Source organism: Veillonella sp., from assembly GCF_015058545.1.
In the GTDB taxonomy this organism is placed as follows: domain Bacteria; phylum Bacillota; class Negativicutes; order Veillonellales; family Veillonellaceae; genus Veillonella_A.
Map to the genome: position 1 here is coordinate 42,237 of NZ_SVCB01000041.1, position 18,898 is coordinate 61,134.

Annotated in this window: 15 protein-coding genes and 2 tRNA genes; 4 read left to right on the plus strand and 13 right to left on the minus strand. The window is 39.8% G+C overall.

Features of this window, described 5'->3' with window-relative positions; translation table 11 throughout:
- Positions 1-155: 155 nt before the first annotated feature.
- The 5 genes from E7204_RS02605 to E7204_RS02625 form a co-directional block, all read right to left on the minus strand.
- Positions 156-545 carry a (deoxy)nucleoside triphosphate pyrophosphohydrolase gene (locus E7204_RS02605; RefSeq protein ID WP_295181273.1) on the minus strand — a complete coding sequence of 130 codons (390 nt, stop codon included), beginning with the start codon at positions 543-545 and terminating at the stop codon, positions 156-158.
- Positions 546-571: 26 nt separating this feature from the next.
- Positions 572-3,529 (minus strand): DUF3427 domain-containing protein, encoded by a 2,958-nt coding sequence (locus E7204_RS02610; RefSeq protein WP_295181275.1) that lies wholly within the window; start codon positions 3,527-3,529, stop codon positions 572-574.
- A 378-nt stretch (positions 3,530-3,907) separates the two neighbouring features.
- A complete protein-coding gene (locus E7204_RS02615) occupies positions 3,908-4,045 on the minus strand; it encodes a rubredoxin (RefSeq protein ID WP_021840286.1) in 138 nt (45 codons plus the stop codon).
- Between the two features lie 57 nt (positions 4,046-4,102).
- Entirely contained in the window at positions 4,103-5,581 is a 1,479-nt protein-coding gene (locus tag E7204_RS02620; RefSeq protein ID WP_295181278.1) for an FAD-dependent oxidoreductase, read from the minus strand.
- A gap of 197 nt (positions 5,582-5,778) precedes the next feature.
- The gene (locus tag E7204_RS02625; protein WP_295181280.1) at positions 5,779-6,450 is read right to left on the minus strand and encodes an NAD(P)H-binding protein; all 672 of its coding nucleotides are present in this window, start codon (positions 6,448-6,450) and stop codon (positions 5,779-5,781) included.
- A gap of 394 nt (positions 6,451-6,844) precedes the next feature.
- On the opposite strand from E7204_RS02625, the gene E7204_RS02630 reads away from it, so the two are divergent.
- The 3 genes from E7204_RS02630 to E7204_RS02640 all read left to right on the plus strand — a co-directional run bounded on the left by E7204_RS02630 (position 6,845) and on the right by E7204_RS02640 (position 8,736).
- On the plus strand, positions 6,845-7,291 hold the full coding sequence (locus tag E7204_RS02630) for a MarR family transcriptional regulator (protein WP_295181282.1): 447 nt from the start codon (positions 6,845-6,847) through the stop codon (positions 7,289-7,291).
- A 70-nt stretch (positions 7,292-7,361) separates the two neighbouring features.
- Positions 7,362-8,486, plus strand: coding sequence for a metallophosphoesterase (locus E7204_RS02635; RefSeq protein WP_295181284.1), 1,125 nt, complete (start codon positions 7,362-7,364; stop codon positions 8,484-8,486).
- A gap of 174 nt (positions 8,487-8,660) precedes the next feature.
- A tRNA-Thr gene (locus tag E7204_RS02640) sits at positions 8,661-8,736 on the plus strand.
- Positions 8,737-9,059: 323 nt separating this feature from the next.
- Here the strand turns inward: E7204_RS02640 and E7204_RS02645 are convergent.
- The gene (locus tag E7204_RS02645) at positions 9,060-10,430 is read right to left on the minus strand and encodes a site-specific integrase (protein WP_295181286.1); all 1,371 of its coding nucleotides are present in this window, start codon (positions 10,428-10,430) and stop codon (positions 9,060-9,062) included.
- 1,762 nt (positions 10,431-12,192) lie between these two features.
- Positions 12,193-12,531 carry a hypothetical protein gene (locus E7204_RS02650; RefSeq protein WP_295181288.1) on the minus strand — a complete coding sequence of 113 codons (339 nt, stop codon included), beginning with the start codon at positions 12,529-12,531 and terminating at the stop codon, positions 12,193-12,195.
- Between the two features lie 132 nt (positions 12,532-12,663).
- Here E7204_RS02650 and E7204_RS02655 point away from each other — a divergent pair.
- Positions 12,664-12,737, plus strand: a tRNA-Thr gene (locus tag E7204_RS02655).
- Positions 12,738-12,918: 181 nt separating this feature from the next.
- Here the strand turns inward: E7204_RS02655 and E7204_RS02660 are convergent.
- The 6 genes from E7204_RS02660 to E7204_RS02685 form a co-directional block, all read right to left on the minus strand.
- Positions 12,919-13,071, minus strand: a complete 153-nt coding sequence (locus E7204_RS02660; RefSeq protein WP_295181290.1) for a hypothetical protein — start codon at positions 13,069-13,071, stop codon at positions 12,919-12,921.
- A 126-nt stretch (positions 13,072-13,197) separates the two neighbouring features.
- On the minus strand, positions 13,198-13,998 hold the full coding sequence (locus E7204_RS02665; RefSeq protein WP_295181292.1) for a YgcG family protein: 801 nt from the start codon (positions 13,996-13,998) through the stop codon (positions 13,198-13,200).
- Between the two features lie 80 nt (positions 13,999-14,078).
- The gene (locus E7204_RS02670) at positions 14,079-14,633 is read right to left on the minus strand and encodes a LemA family protein (protein WP_295181294.1); all 555 of its coding nucleotides are present in this window, start codon (positions 14,631-14,633) and stop codon (positions 14,079-14,081) included.
- Between the two features lie 71 nt (positions 14,634-14,704).
- A complete protein-coding gene (locus tag E7204_RS02675; protein ID WP_295181296.1) occupies positions 14,705-15,661 on the minus strand; it encodes a magnesium transporter CorA family protein in 957 nt (318 codons plus the stop codon).
- A 189-nt stretch (positions 15,662-15,850) separates the two neighbouring features.
- Positions 15,851-17,947 carry a heavy metal translocating P-type ATPase gene (locus tag E7204_RS02680; RefSeq protein WP_295181298.1) on the minus strand — a complete coding sequence of 699 codons (2,097 nt, stop codon included), beginning with the start codon at positions 17,945-17,947 and terminating at the stop codon, positions 15,851-15,853.
- Positions 17,948-18,466: 519 nt separating this feature from the next.
- Positions 18,467-18,898 (minus strand): FumA C-terminus/TtdB family hydratase beta subunit (locus E7204_RS02685; protein ID WP_295181300.1); only part of this gene is annotated, 432 nt, incomplete at its 5' end.

Here is an 18,898-nt window from a genome sequence, read left to right on the forward strand (position 1 = left end):
ATAAGTTTAACTACGATAAGTAAATTAAAATACACCAATAGTCAAGAATCCACTATTGGTGCGAGTCAACTGCTATAAAAGTAAAACGAATATAGATAAAACCAACGCAAAAAGAGGCAAAGAAAAATCCTCACCTCTTGTTACAGCACAACTAATTATTTAGCCCAAACTTTCAGTTTTTCAACAACTTCAACATCAGCCGGTAGCCAATCAACACTATCTAACGCATCAATTGTTAACCACTTAGCCGCCTCATGTTCCAACAACGTAATTTTAGAGTCCACTAGCTCGCAGATATAGCAATGCATCGTAAGATGGAATGTATCGTACTGATATTTCACCGTACACAGAAAGTCTTGAATTTCAATATCGACAGCTAATTCCTCTTTAATCTCACGTTTCAACGCTTCCTTAGGCTCTTCACCGGGTTCTATTTTACCTCCGGGAAATTCCCAACCATCTTTAAATTCGCCATATCCACGTTGAGTCGCCAAAAACGTATCATCATGTCGGATAATTGCTGCGACTACTTCAATTTGCTTCATTACTTCTCCTATCCTCAATTAACATCTCACGTTGTAATGTAATCATAAATATCTTCACGAACCGGCTGATCCAAAATATAGTGGATTTCAACAGCATTTACATCACTTCCTGTATCAGATTTCATCTTAACAGATTCTGTAACACCATTAGATTGCATAGTTCCTAAATAATAGAATTCTTTAGATCCTTCATCATCCTTATTTTTACGCACAAATAAATCAATTACAACATTATCTTTATTGCTATTCGACAACCGAATTACATCTTGCGAAGCCACTGTTCTATTTGATTTAGATAAACCAATTAGATGTCGTTGATGTACAAATCGGTCCTCGTAATTAATTGTATCGGCAATACCTTCTTCTTTTTCATAATTAATGAAAACCGGCATCGTATTCGTATGAGCATCATATTTATAACCACCCATATTTTGTGCTACAACATTTTCAGGCCATTCTAATAAACGACATACGTCTTCGTAGGTATATTTAGCATATAACTGAAATGGTCTATGTTTAAATAATTGACCAAACACTTTTTTATAATTACAAATACCATACTCAATATGTTCTTTTATAATTGCCTTAAATTCCTTTTTATCTAGTGCTTTAGCAAATATTGGCGACTTCTCAATCATGCCATTATTTTCGATAATAAACGGATGGTCTTTGTAAAGCTTAGCCGCAAAACCAGTGTAAAAATTACCGGATAACACATTAAATACGCTATCATGCAAAGACTTGGAATTATCTAAGTTATACGTTGTCTCAAGTGTATTTACAAAATCACTCCATTTAATGGCATCACTATTAACAATTGTGTTCAAGAGTAGCAATTCATGGATGCGTTTTCCCGGCATATATTTTTGCGACAAAATTTTCAAAAATGCTTCTTCATCCTCAGTTAGATTAATTGTATAGGTATCATCATATTTCTTTAAAAATTCATGATACGATCCAAATTTATTAATAATCATGGATACATCAATACCACCGAATTTATCAAAATCATCGAGAGCCGGAATTTTGCCTAATTTATTTTTTAACTCAAAATATTTGTCTCTAAGGAACTTCGTTACACTAAGTCGAGCCGTATCAACAGCCTTATAAATTCTTTCCTTCGTAATCGCATCAAAGTGAATAGTAGAGCACCCTGGAATCTCGCTCGTACCCTCGCTTACATAACGACGCATGTTGTCCTTATTATAGGTTCGATCTCCTGACAGAGCTACCGGAATCATAAAGTTATTATTATAGTTACCAATAAAGTCCAATACTACCACATACTCTTTATTATTAGCCTTACGCAGACCACGACCTAATTGCTGCACGAAAATAATAGGTGATTCCGTTGGACGAAGCATTATAACTTGATTAATGTCCGGAATATCAACACCTTCATTAAAAATATCAACCGTCAAAATATAATCGAGGCGTTCAGACTCCGGCACATTATCATCACAAAGACGTTTAATAGCTTCTTCTCGTTCTTGCTGCGTATTAGCCCCAGACAAAGCCAATGTACGCCAACCTTTTTTATTAAATGCCTCTGATAATTTCTCAGCCTCTTTTACAGTTGAGCAAAATATGAGGCCTTTAATTCTGTCGCCACTATGGCCATAATATTTGGCATAGTCCATTACGTGTTCTACACGATTGTTGCTTATGAGCCGACTAAAGTCTTGCGTCTTTACACTTTCATCATCAACTTTTAAATCAGCAATACCAAAATAATGAAACGGGCATAAAAGTCTATCCTCTAATGCATGTTGTAAGCGTATTTCGTAAGCAATATTATAATCAAATAACTCATAAACATTAAAGTTATCCGACCGTTCCGGTGTAGCGGTCATCCCTAAATATAAATACTTAGGCTTAAAATAATTCATAACCTTCTGATACGTCGCGCCACCAGTTCTATGGGCTTCGTCGATAATGACAACATCAAAAGCATTTTTTGAAAAACTATTCAGAGTATGGTCTCTAGAAATGGTCTGTATAGTTGCGAAAATAAAGTCGCAATCTTTTATGGATGCATCAGTCGTGTTTCCCGATAAAATCCCCATAGTATGAGCTTTAGTACCGAAAACTTTTTCATACGTGTCCATTGCTTGCTTGAGGATTTGTTCGCGATGAACAATAAACAAAATTCGTTTAGGCTGTAATCTCTGTACGCCAAATGCCGAAGCATAGGTTTTACCCGTACCGGTAGCAGAAATTAACAACGCCTTTTTCTTACCATCTTTGACTAAATTATCCAACGAATCCATAAATGCTACCTGCATTGTATTTGGTTTTAATTTAGGTACATATGATGATAAAGTACTTTGTATAGAAGCCTGTTGTCTCTGTAATTGTAATTGCCTCTTTTTTGCCTCATATTCTTGAGTATATTCAACAATACAATCATCATACGATTGACTGGCCGGACTATTCCACATTTCCTCGAATTCGCCAACAATTGTTTGTGCATAGGCTCCTTGATTAGTCGTTACTACTTTCGTATTCCACTCTTTATTAACGGACAAAGCATACTGTGTTAAATTAGCACTGCCAATGATAATATGGTAAACTTCTTCATCAGAAAAAATGTATCCCTTCGTATGGAATCCTTCAGCACCATCACTTTGAGTACGATAAATTTTTAATTCGATATTCGATAGCTGTGCAATCTTAGCCAACGCCTTTGGCTCGATAAAACATAAATAATCTGATGTTAAAATTTGTCCCTTAATACCCTTTTGTTCTAGATCTTTTAAAGTACCAAGCAAGCCTTCAATACCACTATCAGTAATAAAAGCCACGCTAAACTTAAAGCTGTCACAACGGTATAACTCACATTGCAATGTAGCTATTACCTTCGACTTCTCTGTCGGATTATTAAGTACTAATTGAGGTTGATACATAATGTCCGACACTTCATGTTTACTAATAAAAGCTGTTTCAATCCCCTTACGAATCCGTTCAATTTGCTCTTCAAACATGATTTAGCTCCTTAAAAAAACTCCCTCTAAGTTGACCAATAGCTCAACTTCAATGAGACACCGATACAGCCATAAAGTCTAACAAACCGTACGTTCTAATCGACGTTAAATTGACCGAAAAGCTATTATACCTATTAAGATAATTGTAGCAGCTTTTAAATCAAATTCATACAAATTATTTCCTATAAACGCAAAATAGCCCCCGCTCAAAATAAGCAAGGGCTATTCTCTGGTAAAATATGGTTTTTACCATACTTCAATCCACACTAATCATAAGAGTAACTTCAATCCACACCACCCAAGGCAATTATCCTAACATAGCCCTAAGCGGAGACATCTTACCAATTAACCCGGCAAGAACAATTACAGTTTTAAAACTTACATCTTTTCAAACTGAGATTTTGGCACGCCGCAAGTAGGGCATTCCCAATCATCAGGCAAATCGGCAAAAGCTACGCCTTCAGCCGCTTCATCATACACATAGCCGCAAACCGTGCAAACATATTTGTCTTTCATACGTCATTCCTCCTTAGGAATCAAAACAACAGCCACTTGGCTTATATTTTTCGGTCGTTACAACTCACCCATAATCTCTTTAGCAATCACATAACCTTGGGTGTAGTTGTGGCCCAAGTTAAGGCCGAATACATCCAGCGGATAATCCGTGCTGCCATAGAAATGACCGGCTAAATTGCCTGCCGCGTAAAGACCTTCAATCGGTTTATCGTCGTCATCAACGACTTGCATACGTTCATTGACTACCATACCGGAGCAAGAAACAGTGAAACGAATGTGGCGATGAATGCCGTAGAACGGTGGTTTGAGCACCGGACATAAGTTTTCTTTGGCCACGCCGAATTCCACATCGCGTCCGTCCGCTGCCATTTCGTTATATCGTTTAACGGTCGCCAAAAAGGCCGGTACGTCTTTAATTTTTAACTTAGCGGCCAACTCTTCCAAAGTATCCGCTTTAAAAGTAGCAATAAGCCCCGGTACAACACCGGTATGCTCTACATCTTCTTCCGGCATCCATTTTTTAATGGATTCGAAATCTTCGTAGCCAAGCTCCAATCGTTTGGCCTGTTCAATGTAATTACTGTCAAAAATCTGGCAATAATGGCCTTCATCTTCCTTGCTCGTCAAGTAGCAGTTCATAAGGTCCATACCCAACGCTTCGTCGCAAAAGCGCTTACCATTCAATTTAACACGCAAATATGGCGAATCCATCATAGAAGCCAGTCCCGCATCCATATCATGAGCCATCTTAGTATGGCCCACATTTTCCATGCGGCCGCCTACCCAGGCAATCATCTTATGGCCGTCGCCGTCATATCCAAAGCGTTTACGTTTCAAATTATCCATATCCGGCATGTAATAATGCATCATTTCAGCATTATTGGCGTAGTCACCGGTAGCCAAAACAACGCCTTTCGAGCCGTTCAGCTGAATATACCCATCCGGCGATTTAGCAATAACGCCGATAACACGACCCGTTTCATCTTGCACCAGCTGTTCACCCGGTGTGCCGTAATAGATGTCGATGCCTCGTTCTTCGGCCAATTTACAAAGTGCCTTCATGCCTTGCCCCGTATTATACGGTTTTGGCCCGAATACGCAGGTTGTAAATTCAATCTTGAAGCCATGTTTTTTCAAAAGTACCGCATGTACCGGCGTCCCCATGTCTTTAACTTGAGCACCGGCCAACTTGGCCTGTTCAATCACCCAGCTTACGGCTTCCCCTGAATGATTAGCCCACATTTCAATGAGACCACGTTTCGCCCGATGATCGGCGGACGCTTCCAATAGCGTTACTAAGCGCGCCACATCATAAGGATCACTCTTGTCCAGTAAAACACCGGCCCCAAAGTTACCGCCTGCCATGGCGGATTTCAATTTTTGCACAATGGCAACCTTCGCCCCCAGTTCAGCTGCCTTTAACGCACAAGGCACGCCCGGCGAACCTGCACCCACTACGACGATATCGTACTGCTTAACGTCCTTGATATCCGTAATCGGCTCGGGCTTTTTAAAGAAAGCTAACTGTTCGTTCATACACATTACCTCTTTTCAATCGAAAAAATGTAACACAAAAACAAACGTCAAATCAATCTCTACGTTTACCTCTATTGTACGCCTTATATTTACAAATATCAAATCAAGACGGACTCTCTTTTTAACATGGACCGGCAACAATCTATGCCAATGATATTTTCACGGCTAATTTATCTGTTAATTTTACTCTTTATTTATTACGCTTCCTGCTCCACCGCATCATAGGCCAGGCCCGCATTCCACATAACCGGCGGTTCCCAAATCTCAAATTCGCTGTCCTGAATCTTCGTGGCCATAATCATAGCTTTCGCCAAGACATCGGTAGGCATGGGCTTTTGGTTTTCAAATAATCCCTTGTCATTAAAGAATTTTAAAAGCCCTACACTGATTGTTTCGGTTACCCGATCCGTGTGTTTGCGATCCAACGCAGGTGGTCGCATAATCGTTGTTTTTGAAAAATGAAGTCCCTTCACAGCTTCTTCCAACTCGCCTTTCATACGCGTGTAGAAAAAGTGCGAATTCGGTGACGCCATCACGGTAGAGAGCAACACATAATGCGGTACTTCATTCTTTTTAGCAGCTTTAGCAAATTCCATCTGATAATAAAAATCTACTAACCACTGCTGTTCCTGACTGCCTGCGTCCTTGCGAGTCGTACCGAGACACGCAAACAACACATCGCCGGTTACGGATTTTGCCCATAATTCCGGATTGTCAAAATCTATAATATGGGTAATCAACTTTTCGTGTATAATTTCCGGATTACGCCGTACAAAAATCTCAACGGAATCAAACATAGGATTGGCCAATACCAACTCCAATAAATCGCGCCCCGTAGCCCCAGTCGCGCCCACTATAATTGCCTTCATAAAACCTCCCACATAGCTTCAAAGTGAAACTATCTTATATCAACTTCATGTATCATTTACCGATTTTGATATATATACTCATTTTATATATCAATTTATATCGATATTATGCTATAATAATTATACCGTATTTATGTTCAATAGTACATTTTATTAATCATTGAAATTTTGAATAAACGAAAGAAAAAAGGAGAATTCGCAATTATACATAACTAAATACTCTATCCGGTACAACCGGTAAGCCCACTTCGGTGGGCTTTTTTCATGCAAAAAACATTGACACTTCTAATATGTTCGATGTATTATATATTAGTCCCTTGATGGACTATTAACATATGGGACTAAATTAAGAATTTAACAATCTAACAAATTTAAATGCATTTAGGAGTGCTTAATGAAACAAACAATAAATGACCAAATTACCATGTATTGCAATTTACTGCATGAATGGAGTGTGGCCTATGAAGCCTACGCCAAATCAATGGGCTTATCCAATACGGCACTCGATGTTTTGACGACGATTTATGAAAATCCCAATTGCACACAAAAGGACATTGCCGAAAGTTGCTTTTTACCAAAACAAACGGTAAATGCCGTTGTTACGTCCTTTTTAAAAGACGGTTGGGTACAGCTTGAGGAATTGCCGTCGGATCGACGCAACAAAACAGTGAATCTGACTGACGAAGGCCTGGCTAAAGCTAAGGAAATTATGACTAAGGTTCATAGTTGTGAAATGACAGCCATGAGCCAATTAAGCGAAACGGAACGTGAAACATTGTTGACGCTCACCAAGACGTATATTCATAAATGTAGTCAGGCCATGGCTGAAAATATCGAGTAAACAAATTCATAGGCGTATCAAAGCTGACTATTTTATACCTTAAGCTTATTGAAAAAAGAGAGGAATTTATATGATGTGGTTAATACTTTTTGGCAGCCTCTTTGCCTTGGGCGGTGCCAGTTTATTATTTCTGATTTATAGTGTAGGCCGCTTGCCGTTTATAGAGGTTTTGACAAACGGCAGTAAGATCATGACATGGCTTCTGAGCGCCCTTATTATTGTCGTGCCTACGGCCTTAATCTGGATGTCATATACCATTACCAATGCCATCATTGTCTTGCTTCACCTGACCGTCTTCTGGAGCCTTGCCGAAATCTTGCGCATCCTGGCCATGAAGTTTGATATCGCTACCGTCTCCCGTTCGGTAAGTGCGGCAGCGGGCATTCTGATTACTGTTTTATATCTCGGCCTCGGCTGGTATCAGGCTCACCATGTAGCCCAAACCGATTACACCGTGACGACTGATAAAAAAGTGGGCAACCTTCGCATCGCCCTCATCGGCGACTCCCACTTAGGATCCACCTTCGATGCTGACGGTTTTGCCAAGCATTTGAAAACGATTGAAAAAGCTAAACCTGATTTGCTCGTCATTGCCGGTGACTTTGTGGATGAACGAACAACTAAAGCGGAAATGATTAAAGCCACGCAAGCGCTCCAATATGTTAACACGCAGTACGGCGTATACTATGTGTTCGGCAACCACGACAAAGCCCTTTACAGACCGGGTTCACGTGACTTCACGGGCGATGATTTAGTCGCCGAGCTTGAAAAAAACGGTGTTGTCGTACTTCAAGATGAAAGCATCTTGTTGGATGACCGTTTCTATATCGTAGGTCGCCAAGATGCGTCCGAAGAATTCGATTTTGGCGGATCTCGTGCAGCTATCGCCGATTTAATAAATCCGCTCGATCACAGTAAATATATCATCGTGCTCGACCATCAACCGCGCGATTATGCGGCGGAAGCCAAAGCCGGTGCCGATCTCGTATTATCCGGTCACACCCACGGCGGTCAGATGATTCCACTCAAGCAATTAATCAATTGGTTTAGTATCGGGCAAAACGACCGTCTTTACGGCTTAGAACAACGTGATAATACCAACTTTGTCGTAACCTCCGGTATTTCCGACTGGGCTATCCAGTTCAAAACCGGTACTAAATCCGAGTTTGTAATCGTGGATGTGAAAGAGCAGTAAAATATATAAATATAGTAAACACTAAAAATAGCTGCCATGAAAATGCAGGATACGCATCTTCATGACAGCTATTTATTATTAACAACCGAAATTCATGGAGCTTAATTTTTCAACCTTTTTCTTCAACATTCTTGACGTTTTGTCAAAAATCCGCTAAAATAACTAAGTAGTCATGCCGGCATAGCTCAGTTGGTAGAGCGGCTCATTCGTAATGAGTAGGTCGTAAGTTCAAGTCTTATTGTCGGCTCCAGTGTTTATAAGGGTTTCTAAGAGTTTTTGATTCTTAGAAGCTCTCTTTTTTTTGCAAGTGTGGTTAAAAACATTTGTACATTGTCTATTAATGTAGATTTTATAAGGGTTTGTAAGGTATAAAAAATGTGGTAAAACATGTTTTCTAAGACAAAAAGTTATAAATTGTCTGTTGTAAAATTACCACATCTGCAAAAAGTGTGGTAAAAAACATAGTGCAATTTAGGATAAACATAGGTTTTACAAGGCTTTCAAGCGATTTCAAAATGTGGTAAAATGCAATTTCTTTGACAAATGTCTTTTTTGTCTTTTCGTATTGCTCTTTTAGTAGCCGAAAGACACATTCTGAAAAGCCTTTTCCATACGTTGAATATTATGTCCGTATGTTTTTAATATCATTGTAGCATCTGTATGCCCTGTTTGCTTTTGCAATGTGTGCAAAGGAATGCCTTGATTTAGACACAAAGAAATGTAAGTATGTCTAATTGAGTGAGCTGTGATGTGCTTTCTAATACCTAGCTTTTTGGCTACATCACTCATATACCGTTTTGAAAAGTTACATTCTTCAATAGGTGCCATATATTTTACATTATACAATACATATTTACAACCATGAGAGTTTTCTTTTGCTTGCTTTAAGAGTTTTACAAGTTGTTCATTTGGTGGAACATAAATAAGTCTATTGCTATTTTGGTTCTTTGTTTCTTTGGTGCCTTTACCTATTTCAGTTTCGCCCCACGCTTTAGTGATATAAACTTCTATTGAGTTATCCTCTTTGTACTCTATATCGTCCCATGTAAGGGCTTGCATTTCTTGTGGTCGCATTCCTGTATGGAAGAATAGGTGTATTGCGTGTTCTAAGCGGTGTCCTTTGTAGTACTCATAAAAGAGTTGCAGTTCTTCCATTGTCAAAGCATCTTTCTTTTGAGTCCCTCTACCCTTGTCTTTTGGATAGTCTATATCTTGACTTGCATTGAAAGACACAAAGCCTTTTTTCCTAAGATAATCTAAGTACATATTCAATAGCACTCTTGACTTTGTAATGTTCGCTTTTAGACTGTCTGCAAAGTCCTGTACTAACTCTTTCGTTAAGTCCTTAATTAGCGTATTTTTGAAGAATGGTACTATCTTTGTATTGTAGATACTCAAATAATCTTTTCTTGTCTTTTCTTCAATGGCTTTAGACAAAATATATTCTTTCATGCTATCACAAAGGAATAAAGGTGTTTCTTTGGGCTTTCCTTTTCCGTGTCTAGTTGTTTCCGCTCCTAGTTGCAAGTACTTGCCATTGTTCCGCTCTTTGATAACCTTTAGTCTTTCTCTATCCGCTTGTGCTTTTGTCTTAAAATGTATCTTGTTCTTATACTTTACCTCGTTCCCTTCTGCATCAATAAACAATACTAAATCTCGAATGTGAAAATAAGTTTTGCCTTTAGGCTTATAAGTATAACCATTTGATAGTGTAGTCATTTGTGGGTAGCTCCCTTCTTGACTACCTACATCAAATTTACTCTTGACTGTATCATACACATATGGATAGTATTTGTAAAGGAATATTTGAAGGTCTTGCACATTTAGTATAGTCGGCGTTTGGTCTAACACATGACTTTTAAGAATACCCCTATTTACCGCATCATGAAGTTTATTATTGATTGTTGTCGGTGTCTTATTGCACATTGTCGCAATGTCTTTCACTTTAAAATACATAATTGTTACCCCTTTTTCAAGACAAAAAAAAGACACCTTCTGCAAGGCGTTGCAAGTAGACACAAATTAGTATATTTCTTTAGGGGTTCAAATGGTTTCCCTACTGTATTTATGTGTCTGCTTTTAGTTGCAGTTGGTGTCTTATGTTTAGTTGTTGGTGACACATGATAACTCATTGAGTACCCTTATAAACTCGTATAGGTAGTCTATGAGTTATCATGTGTTTACAAGGGGGTTTCAAGGGGGACTGTAGGTACCCCTTAACAAGACTAAAGGCGTTCCTTTGGCTCTCTGATTGTGTATCATAGAACGGCTTTAGGCTTGCCAACGGCACACGTTAAGACAATAATTAGTCTTGTCTAAGGCTTTCCTATAGCGTCATACCGTTATATAAAACGATTCTGTATTGTGTCTGTAGTAATGTATAGTGTACTTTGGTACCCCTATGGGGTGAATGAGAAATTTTAGTATGATATATATCTGTTCACAAATTTTTTACCAATTTTATCCTTTGGTCTATTCTTTGAATTGCAACATAAATACTTTAGTATGCTAAAGGATGCTCCACCAGTTAGAAAAGACAAAGACTATTTATGTTCTTTCTCTTTTGGTCTATACCTTATGACACCTATAGTATTAGGTATTCTTTAGTTCTTTTTCTCTTTTGGTCTGTACCTTATGACACCTATAGTATTCAGTAGTATTCCCTTTGTCAGTCTAAAGGAATACTCATGGATGGGAGAACATGAGGGTACTTTAGTATGCTAAAGGACATCTCACCAGTTGGTAAATAAGGAATACTTAAGTATACCTATAGTATCTATTAGTTAACTTATAGTTAACCTTTAGCTCTCATGTATATATACCTTTAGTTTTTCTTTTGTTTTTCCTTCTCTCCAACTAGTGGACCAATTAAAAGCGGTATTAAGTGTTCCAATTAGCGTTATCAAAAACATTCTATCGCTTTTTGTTTTTCTTTATGTACTATTATTATCTATTCTTTCAGTGTCTATAAGGGTTTATAAGTGTTTAACCTTATCACAGACACAAATATAAAAAATAGGCGCACCTTATGCACTCATTAAAGAATACATAAAGTACGCCTATAAGGGTATCTATTGGTCTTGCATGGTTACAGACTTTCTGACAATAAACAAAGGGTGTCTAAGGGTTCAGACACAAATAGTTATCGTGCAAGAATTATTCTATAGAATTTTTGTAGATATAGAGTAAAAGACACAAAGTATTTCCATGATGCGGTCTTTATTCCATATATCAAGTTTAAGATGCTATAGGGTACGTTTAATTGACTTTTTAGAGTGTCTAAAGTGTTCCCCTATGGTTTTATACCTAAAGACAAATAAAAGTCTTAAAAACGCACTGTGAGCATTCTATAAGTATCGTACTGTAGATTTAAGACAAAAAAGTCTAAGCTAGCTACGATATTAAAAGCGTCTAATAGTTTCCGAATGGTTTATACCTAAAGACAAATAAGTATCGTAAAAAGGCTCTTTATTTGTGTCTAATGTTCAGACTTTCAATTTAAGGTCTAAACTGGCAACGTGGAGCCACTTTTAGAGTGTCTAATTGTTTCCGAATGGTTTTATACCTAAAGACAAATAAAAGTCTTAAAAACGCACTGTGAGCATTCTAAAAAATAAGTTGTGTACAATTTAATTTAAAAAAATGGACACAAAGAGTTTTATTCAAAGGGGTAAAATGAATGTGTCTTTGTGTCCATTAAAGGGGTCTATCTTATTGTACGTTCTTTAGATTCATAGAACGCCTGTATAGTTGTTTCGTCTATATTGTACTGAAAGATTTCTCTTTGGTATACTATTGGTCTATCTCTAAAAGCCTTTTGAAGTGGTGCTATGGCTCTTTCTTCTATGGTGTCTAAAGTCATTTCTAATACGTTTTCAAATTGCTGTATCTCTGTATCACTTAATGCAATACCCCACGGTAGCAAGGCCGCAATGTCACAAGTGTCTTTATCTGTGTCAATCTGCATTGCCTTTTCATATTTCACAAGGTCGGATAATGAAATAAAGACAAGTTTTTTATTTGTGGTGTTTGCAGTAGTTTTCATAATTAATACTTCCCTTCATACTTTAATGATTTCATATTGAGTAATAAGGGTAAATTTCTGTAGGTAGCCTTTTCAAAATTTATTAAAATTACCACATTTTTACCACACTTTTTATTTTAGACACCGCATCAAGCCAATGTTTATAAGGGTTTACTATCTCATTCGTAATGAGTAGGTCGTAGGTTCAAGTCCTATTGTCGGCTCCATAATTTTTAAAATTTAGAGGAATATTTCAAATTGCTGATAAATACAGTAATCATAAGCATTTATGATTCTGTTCAGCGCTTTGAAATGTTCCTCTTTTTTCTTATTTGTAAAATTTGAGTCCCCTTTTTGGTCCCCTTTTTTTGTCCCCTTGAGTATAAATAAAAAATGAGCAAAATAACTTTACGATTCAAATTTACGTTTTCTATAATTTTCCTTAACATTGGCCACAGAAAGCCAACCATTGATTTCAAACAAGCCGTCTTCCATCTCGATTAGTTTCATAAGTCGTTTTTTCTGTATTTCTTTATATTCTTCTGATTCTATCTGCTTCATAATCTACCTTCTAATTAACGGACGCCATATATTCCTTACAAAAACAATCGCAAGGAAGCATATGGCGTCTTTTCTATTCGTATTCTATTTGATAGTTTTTATTTTCACAAAACTACTTTACATTTTTTACCAGCCGCGACCGGCACCACCGCCGCCACCGGAGCCGCCGCCAAAACCACCGCCGCGACCGCTGCCACCGCCGAAGCCCCCACGACCGCCTCCGCCGCCACCGCCGCGGAAGATAAACATGGTAAGCAGCATACGCGTGAGTTCTCCTCGGAAGAAGATGGCATCAACCATCAAGAAGAGAATAATCCCGCCGCCGATGAGCAACACCTGCCACCACGACAGTTCAATGGTATTGTCAGCCTGTGCCTGTTGATTCAAATTTTGGCCTTGTTTACTAATATCCGGATCTACGATTTGAGCTGTCTGCCAGACCGTCCTTACAATGCCCGGTCCAAATTGCCCTTGACGAAAACTCGGGATGGCATAGGTATCCAATAGCTGTCCGATTTTAGCATCATTCAAGTCGCCTTCCAAACCGTAACCTACGGTTAGAAAGATTTTCTTATCTTCCATCGCCACGGCCAGCACGAAACCATCATCTTTGCCGCTGTGTCCGACGCCCCAGGCGCGCAATACATTCAAGGCATAATCAGCGGGCGCCGCATCACCGAATGAAGGCACTACCACAACGGCCAGTTGCCCTTTACCGGAACGATCAAGCATGGTGCCGATAGCATTAATAGTTTGTACTTCTTTGCTCGATAGTACGTTTACCTGATCGACCACATATTGACCGGCCGGTGGTTTAGCCGGAATATCCGCTGCGTGAACCGCCAGTGCTTGTAAGGCGATGATGGCGGTAAGCAGCAACATCATGACCACTTTCCAAAGGCTGTTTTTACGCATTATCCAAGCCATCAAGCCCTCCTAACCAATCGATTTTTACAGAACAAAGTTCGTTGCCACAATCCTATGAAAACAAGTATGTGGATTTACGGCTAGAACTCAACTTTAGGAGCAGATTGAGCCGCTTGGTCTGCCTGGAAATACGCTTTTGGTTGGAAGCCTAACATACCCGCATAGATGGATGTAGGGAATGTACGTACTTTAGCATTATATGCATTAACTACATCATTATAATCTTTACGCGCTACGGCAATGCGGTTTTCAGTTCCGGCCAACTCATCCTGCAAAGCACGGAAGTTCTGGTCCGCTTTTAAGTTGGGATAGTTTTCCGTAATCATGAGTAAACGGCTGAGTGCACTGGATAATTCACCGTCAGCCTGAGACATTTCTTCAACTGTACGAGCACCACCCAATTTAGCGCGCGCATCGGAAACGGCTTGAATGGCGGCCTGTTCGTGAGATGCATAGCCTTTAACAGTGCTTACCAAGTTTGGAATCAAGTCATTACGACGTTGTAACTGCGTTTGAACCTGCGCCAATTTATTATTAATGCCTTCGTCCATGCCTACCAAGCCATTATAGCCGCTTACTACCCAAGCACCGATAGCAATGACAACAGCAATTAAAATTAACCAAGTTTTTTTCATGAGTATCCTCCTTACAATAAAAAAGTCTGCGTGAACCCATTGTTGAGCCGCGCAGACATACATACCTTAACTTATAAAAAGTCGTTTTTCCAAAGTAATATGCCTACAATGAAAGTAACAACCGCGGCAATGCCGATTACGAAAGGGAATCCTTCGGCACCCGATTCAGCCCATGGAACCGGTACGTTGACGCCCCACAAACTGAAAATTAAGGTCGGTACGGATAAGATAATCGTTACACCGGCCAAGAGTTTCATCACTAAGTTCAAGTTATTGGAAATAATGGAGGTAAAGGCGTTCATCATATTCATGAGAATATTTGAATACATCTCAACCATTTCAATAGCCTGCTTATTTTCGATGATAACGTCTTCCAATAAATCTTCGTCTTCTTCATACATTTTAAGCAAATGACGGACATCTTCATGACTACGCAGGCGCAAGATACGCTCCATTACGGTACCGTTTGTTTTCAAAGCGGACGTAAAATACGTCATGGATTTCTGTAATTCCAACAGTTGGAAAAAGTCCTTATTTTTAGTCGTATGGCGCAATTGAATTTCAATATCGTCAGTACGGCGGTTGATTTGTTGCAAGTAACGCAGGAACAAAGTCGCTGTGCGATACATGATTTGGAACAAGAAACGTGTTTTTTTAAAGGTATAAAACGTTGCAACTTGATTGTTTATAAATGGATATAACACATCCGATTCTTCAAGACACACGGTGATGAAAAAATCCGGTGTTAAAAATATACCGAGCGGCACTGTATCATAGCTGTCGCTACCGCGCAATGCCGGAATATTGATAACAACAAAAATGTAGTTTTCTTCAATTTCCACGTGCGAACGTTCTTCCGTATCCAAAGCTGTTTTCAAAACGTCCGTAGGGATTTCCGTCATGATATTGACGAGCGATAGCTCATCGGGGTCCGGATTCACCAAATTAATCCACGAGCCCTTGCCGGCATCGGCTACCGTTAAGTCCGATACAAGCTCGCCTTCATTATGTGTATATACCGTGAGCATACGCCACCTCCCATTCATTAGCTTATACTTCATAATAGCCAACAAAGAAGAGGTTCGTCAAGTGTTGAATCGGGTAATTTATAAGAAAAAATCGCTCTCGGAAGGACCTGACTGATTTGTCTTTTCCCAAGAGCGATTTTACCGTATGAGGCGTTCATTGCCGCATTCTAAGCGTTTTTGAAAACCTTATTATTTTTTATATAAAATACGAATGGAGTTTAAAATACAGAGAATGGATACACCCGTATCGGCGAATACGGCCACCCACATGTTGGCAAAACCGAAGAGGCCCATAATCATAACGAGGATTTTAACCCCTAACGCTACAATCACGTTCTGCCAAGCGATGGAAATCGTGTTTGAGGAAATACGAATAGATTCAACTACAGCACTGATGCTAGGGCGCATATACACTACATCGGCCGCTTCAATGGCCGCATCGGCACCGCTCCCCATGGCACCGCCCACGTCGGCACCGGCCAATACAGGAGCGTCGTTGATACCGTCACCTACGAACATGGTGGAACCGTATGTTTCACGAAGTTCTTTCATAACACTTAATTTATCTACCGGCAATAATTCGGCACGAACGTCATCAATACCGGCTTCTTTAGCCATGTACTGAGCACCCGCTTTAGTGTCACCGGTAAGCATAATCGTACGCAAACCGCGTTTAGCAAGTTCTGCCACAGCCGATTTAGTATCTTCTTTCAAAGCATCGGCAATCAAGATAGTACCTGCATATCGGCCGTCAAGGGCTACCAAGACTTCGCTGCCGTAGTTGGCCGGTTCACCATAACCGGTAATATTAAGCTCATTGAATAAACGACGGTTGCCAACGGCTACTTTGACACCATTTACCACGCCGGTCATACCGCGACCGGATAATTCTTCAAGCTCAGCCACTTCAGCTAACTGAACATTTTGTTTTTTAGCTTCATTGGCAATACTTACCGCTACCGGATGGGTAGAGCGTACTTCTAAGGCCGCTGCTTTAGCCAATACGTCTGCTTCGTCAAAACCTTCAGCTGTTGTAATAGACTGTACCGCGAATTCGCCGGTAGTCAAGGTACCCGTTTTATCCATAGCAATGGCTTTAATATTGCGCAATGCTTCCATAGATAGGCCGCCTTTGAAAAGGATACCTGTACGGGAGCCGCGACCGATACCGGAGAAGAACGCGAGTGGTACGCTGAGCACCAACGCACATGGACAGCTGATAACCAAGAAGGTCAAGGCTGTGTATACCCAGTAATTCCAGTTACCGGTAATCAAGGATGGGATTACGGCTACCAAAATAGCCAATACAACAACGATTGGGGTATACACACGCGCAAAACGCGTAATAAAACGGTCGATACGTGGTTTAGTAGCGGCTGCGTTTTCAACAGCATCAAGCACACGCGTAACCATGGAGTCTTTTAATTCTTTATCGACACGCATCAAGATGCGGCCGCTCTGGTTGATACAACCGGATAAAATTTCGCTGCCCGGTTTAACTTGTACCGGCACCGGTTCGCCCGTAACCGGCGCTGTATCGATACGCGTAGTCCCTTCAATTACGGTGCCGTCGAGGGGAATACGTTCACCCGCTATTACTTCGATAGTCTGACCGATGCGAACGTCTTCAAGACTTACTACTTTGGTCTGACCCGCTTCGTCTACTACACGAACTTGTTCTGGACGCATATCGATGGCATCCATAATAGCACTGCGGCTTCTGGCCGTTGCTTTTTCTTCAAAATAGGTACCGATACGATAGAAGAGCATAACCCCTACCGCTTCCGGCATTTCACCGATAATTACGGCACCCAAGGTAGCCACACTCATGAGGAAGTTTTCGTCAAAAACTTGACCGGAACCGATATTTTTAATGGCATTCCATAAAACACCCCAACCAAGTAATAGGTAGGTCGCAAGAAGTACACCAAAGGCAATGTCTTCCGGAATACCGTCAACAAAAGCGTATACGAGCATTACCACAACACCGATAATAATGCTTACCAGACCGCCGCCGTGAGCATGGTCATGGTCGTGATGATCGTGAGCCCCTTTTGCTTTACGTTCGTAAAGCTGTACTTCCACACCATCTTCGATAGAATCACAAACACCTTGGATTTCGGTAATCAAATCATTGGTGTCGGGAACTGTCGATGTAATTCGTAATTGCTGCGTCCCTACGGAAAACGATGCTGCACTGACCGTTTCCATCTTCTTAATCTTGTCTTCGATCTTGGCCGCGCAATTCGCACATGTTAAATTTTTAAGTAATAAAATGCGTTCCATTGCTGTTTCTCACCTCTACTAATATACGTATGCCACTTACACTAAATACTTACACTAAATACTTTCACTAATTACTTTCACTAAATACTTACACAAAATAATTACATTATTCCTACGGTTAGCTTTTTCGGCTAACACGACTCTAAATACCCGGATTTTTTAACTGTAAAAATCACTTCTGCAAACATATGAACAACTATTCATATGTTTCTATAATTTAATTATAGATTCTTTCATCAGCCTTGTCAATACAAAAATACCGGCTATAACAATTAGATATATTTAGAAATCAGTATAAAGAAGAACGTATAAGAGAGGAATTCTACTATTTTTAGACAAAACAAAAAAGCACAGCTATAAAAGCCGTGTTTTAACGTGTAACTACTTTTTTGTTGGAATGCAAGTATATGTTACATTATACAGCTGAGCGGACCCGCCCGTACGGTCGGGCGGTCCCTCAGTTATATATATCATTAGATTGGATTGGATACTACTATCCGCTTAGCTGACCAATACTTATTAGTCTTCTTGACGATAAGGTTCTTGACCAATTTTGTAGAAGTCGTTACCTTCGCTGTCGATAACTACGATGCAAGGGAAATCTTCAACAGTTAATTCAGCCAAAGCTTCAGGACCTAAGTCACCGTAAGCAATAACTTTATAGTCTTTAATGGATTTAGCAATTAAGGAAGCGGCGCCGCCAACTGCTGCGAAGTAAGTTACACCATTTTTCTTCATGGATTCAACAACTTCTTTGGAGCGGGAACCTTTACCTACCATGCCTTTGATACCCTGATCAAGCATTGTTGGGGTGTAAGCGTCCATACGACCGGAAGTTGTAGGGCCGGCTGCACCGATTGGGTCGCCTGGTTTTGCAGGGGATGGTCCAAGGTAGTAAACGATTTTGTCGTGCCAATCGATAGGAAGTTCTTCGCCACGTGCTAAAGCTTC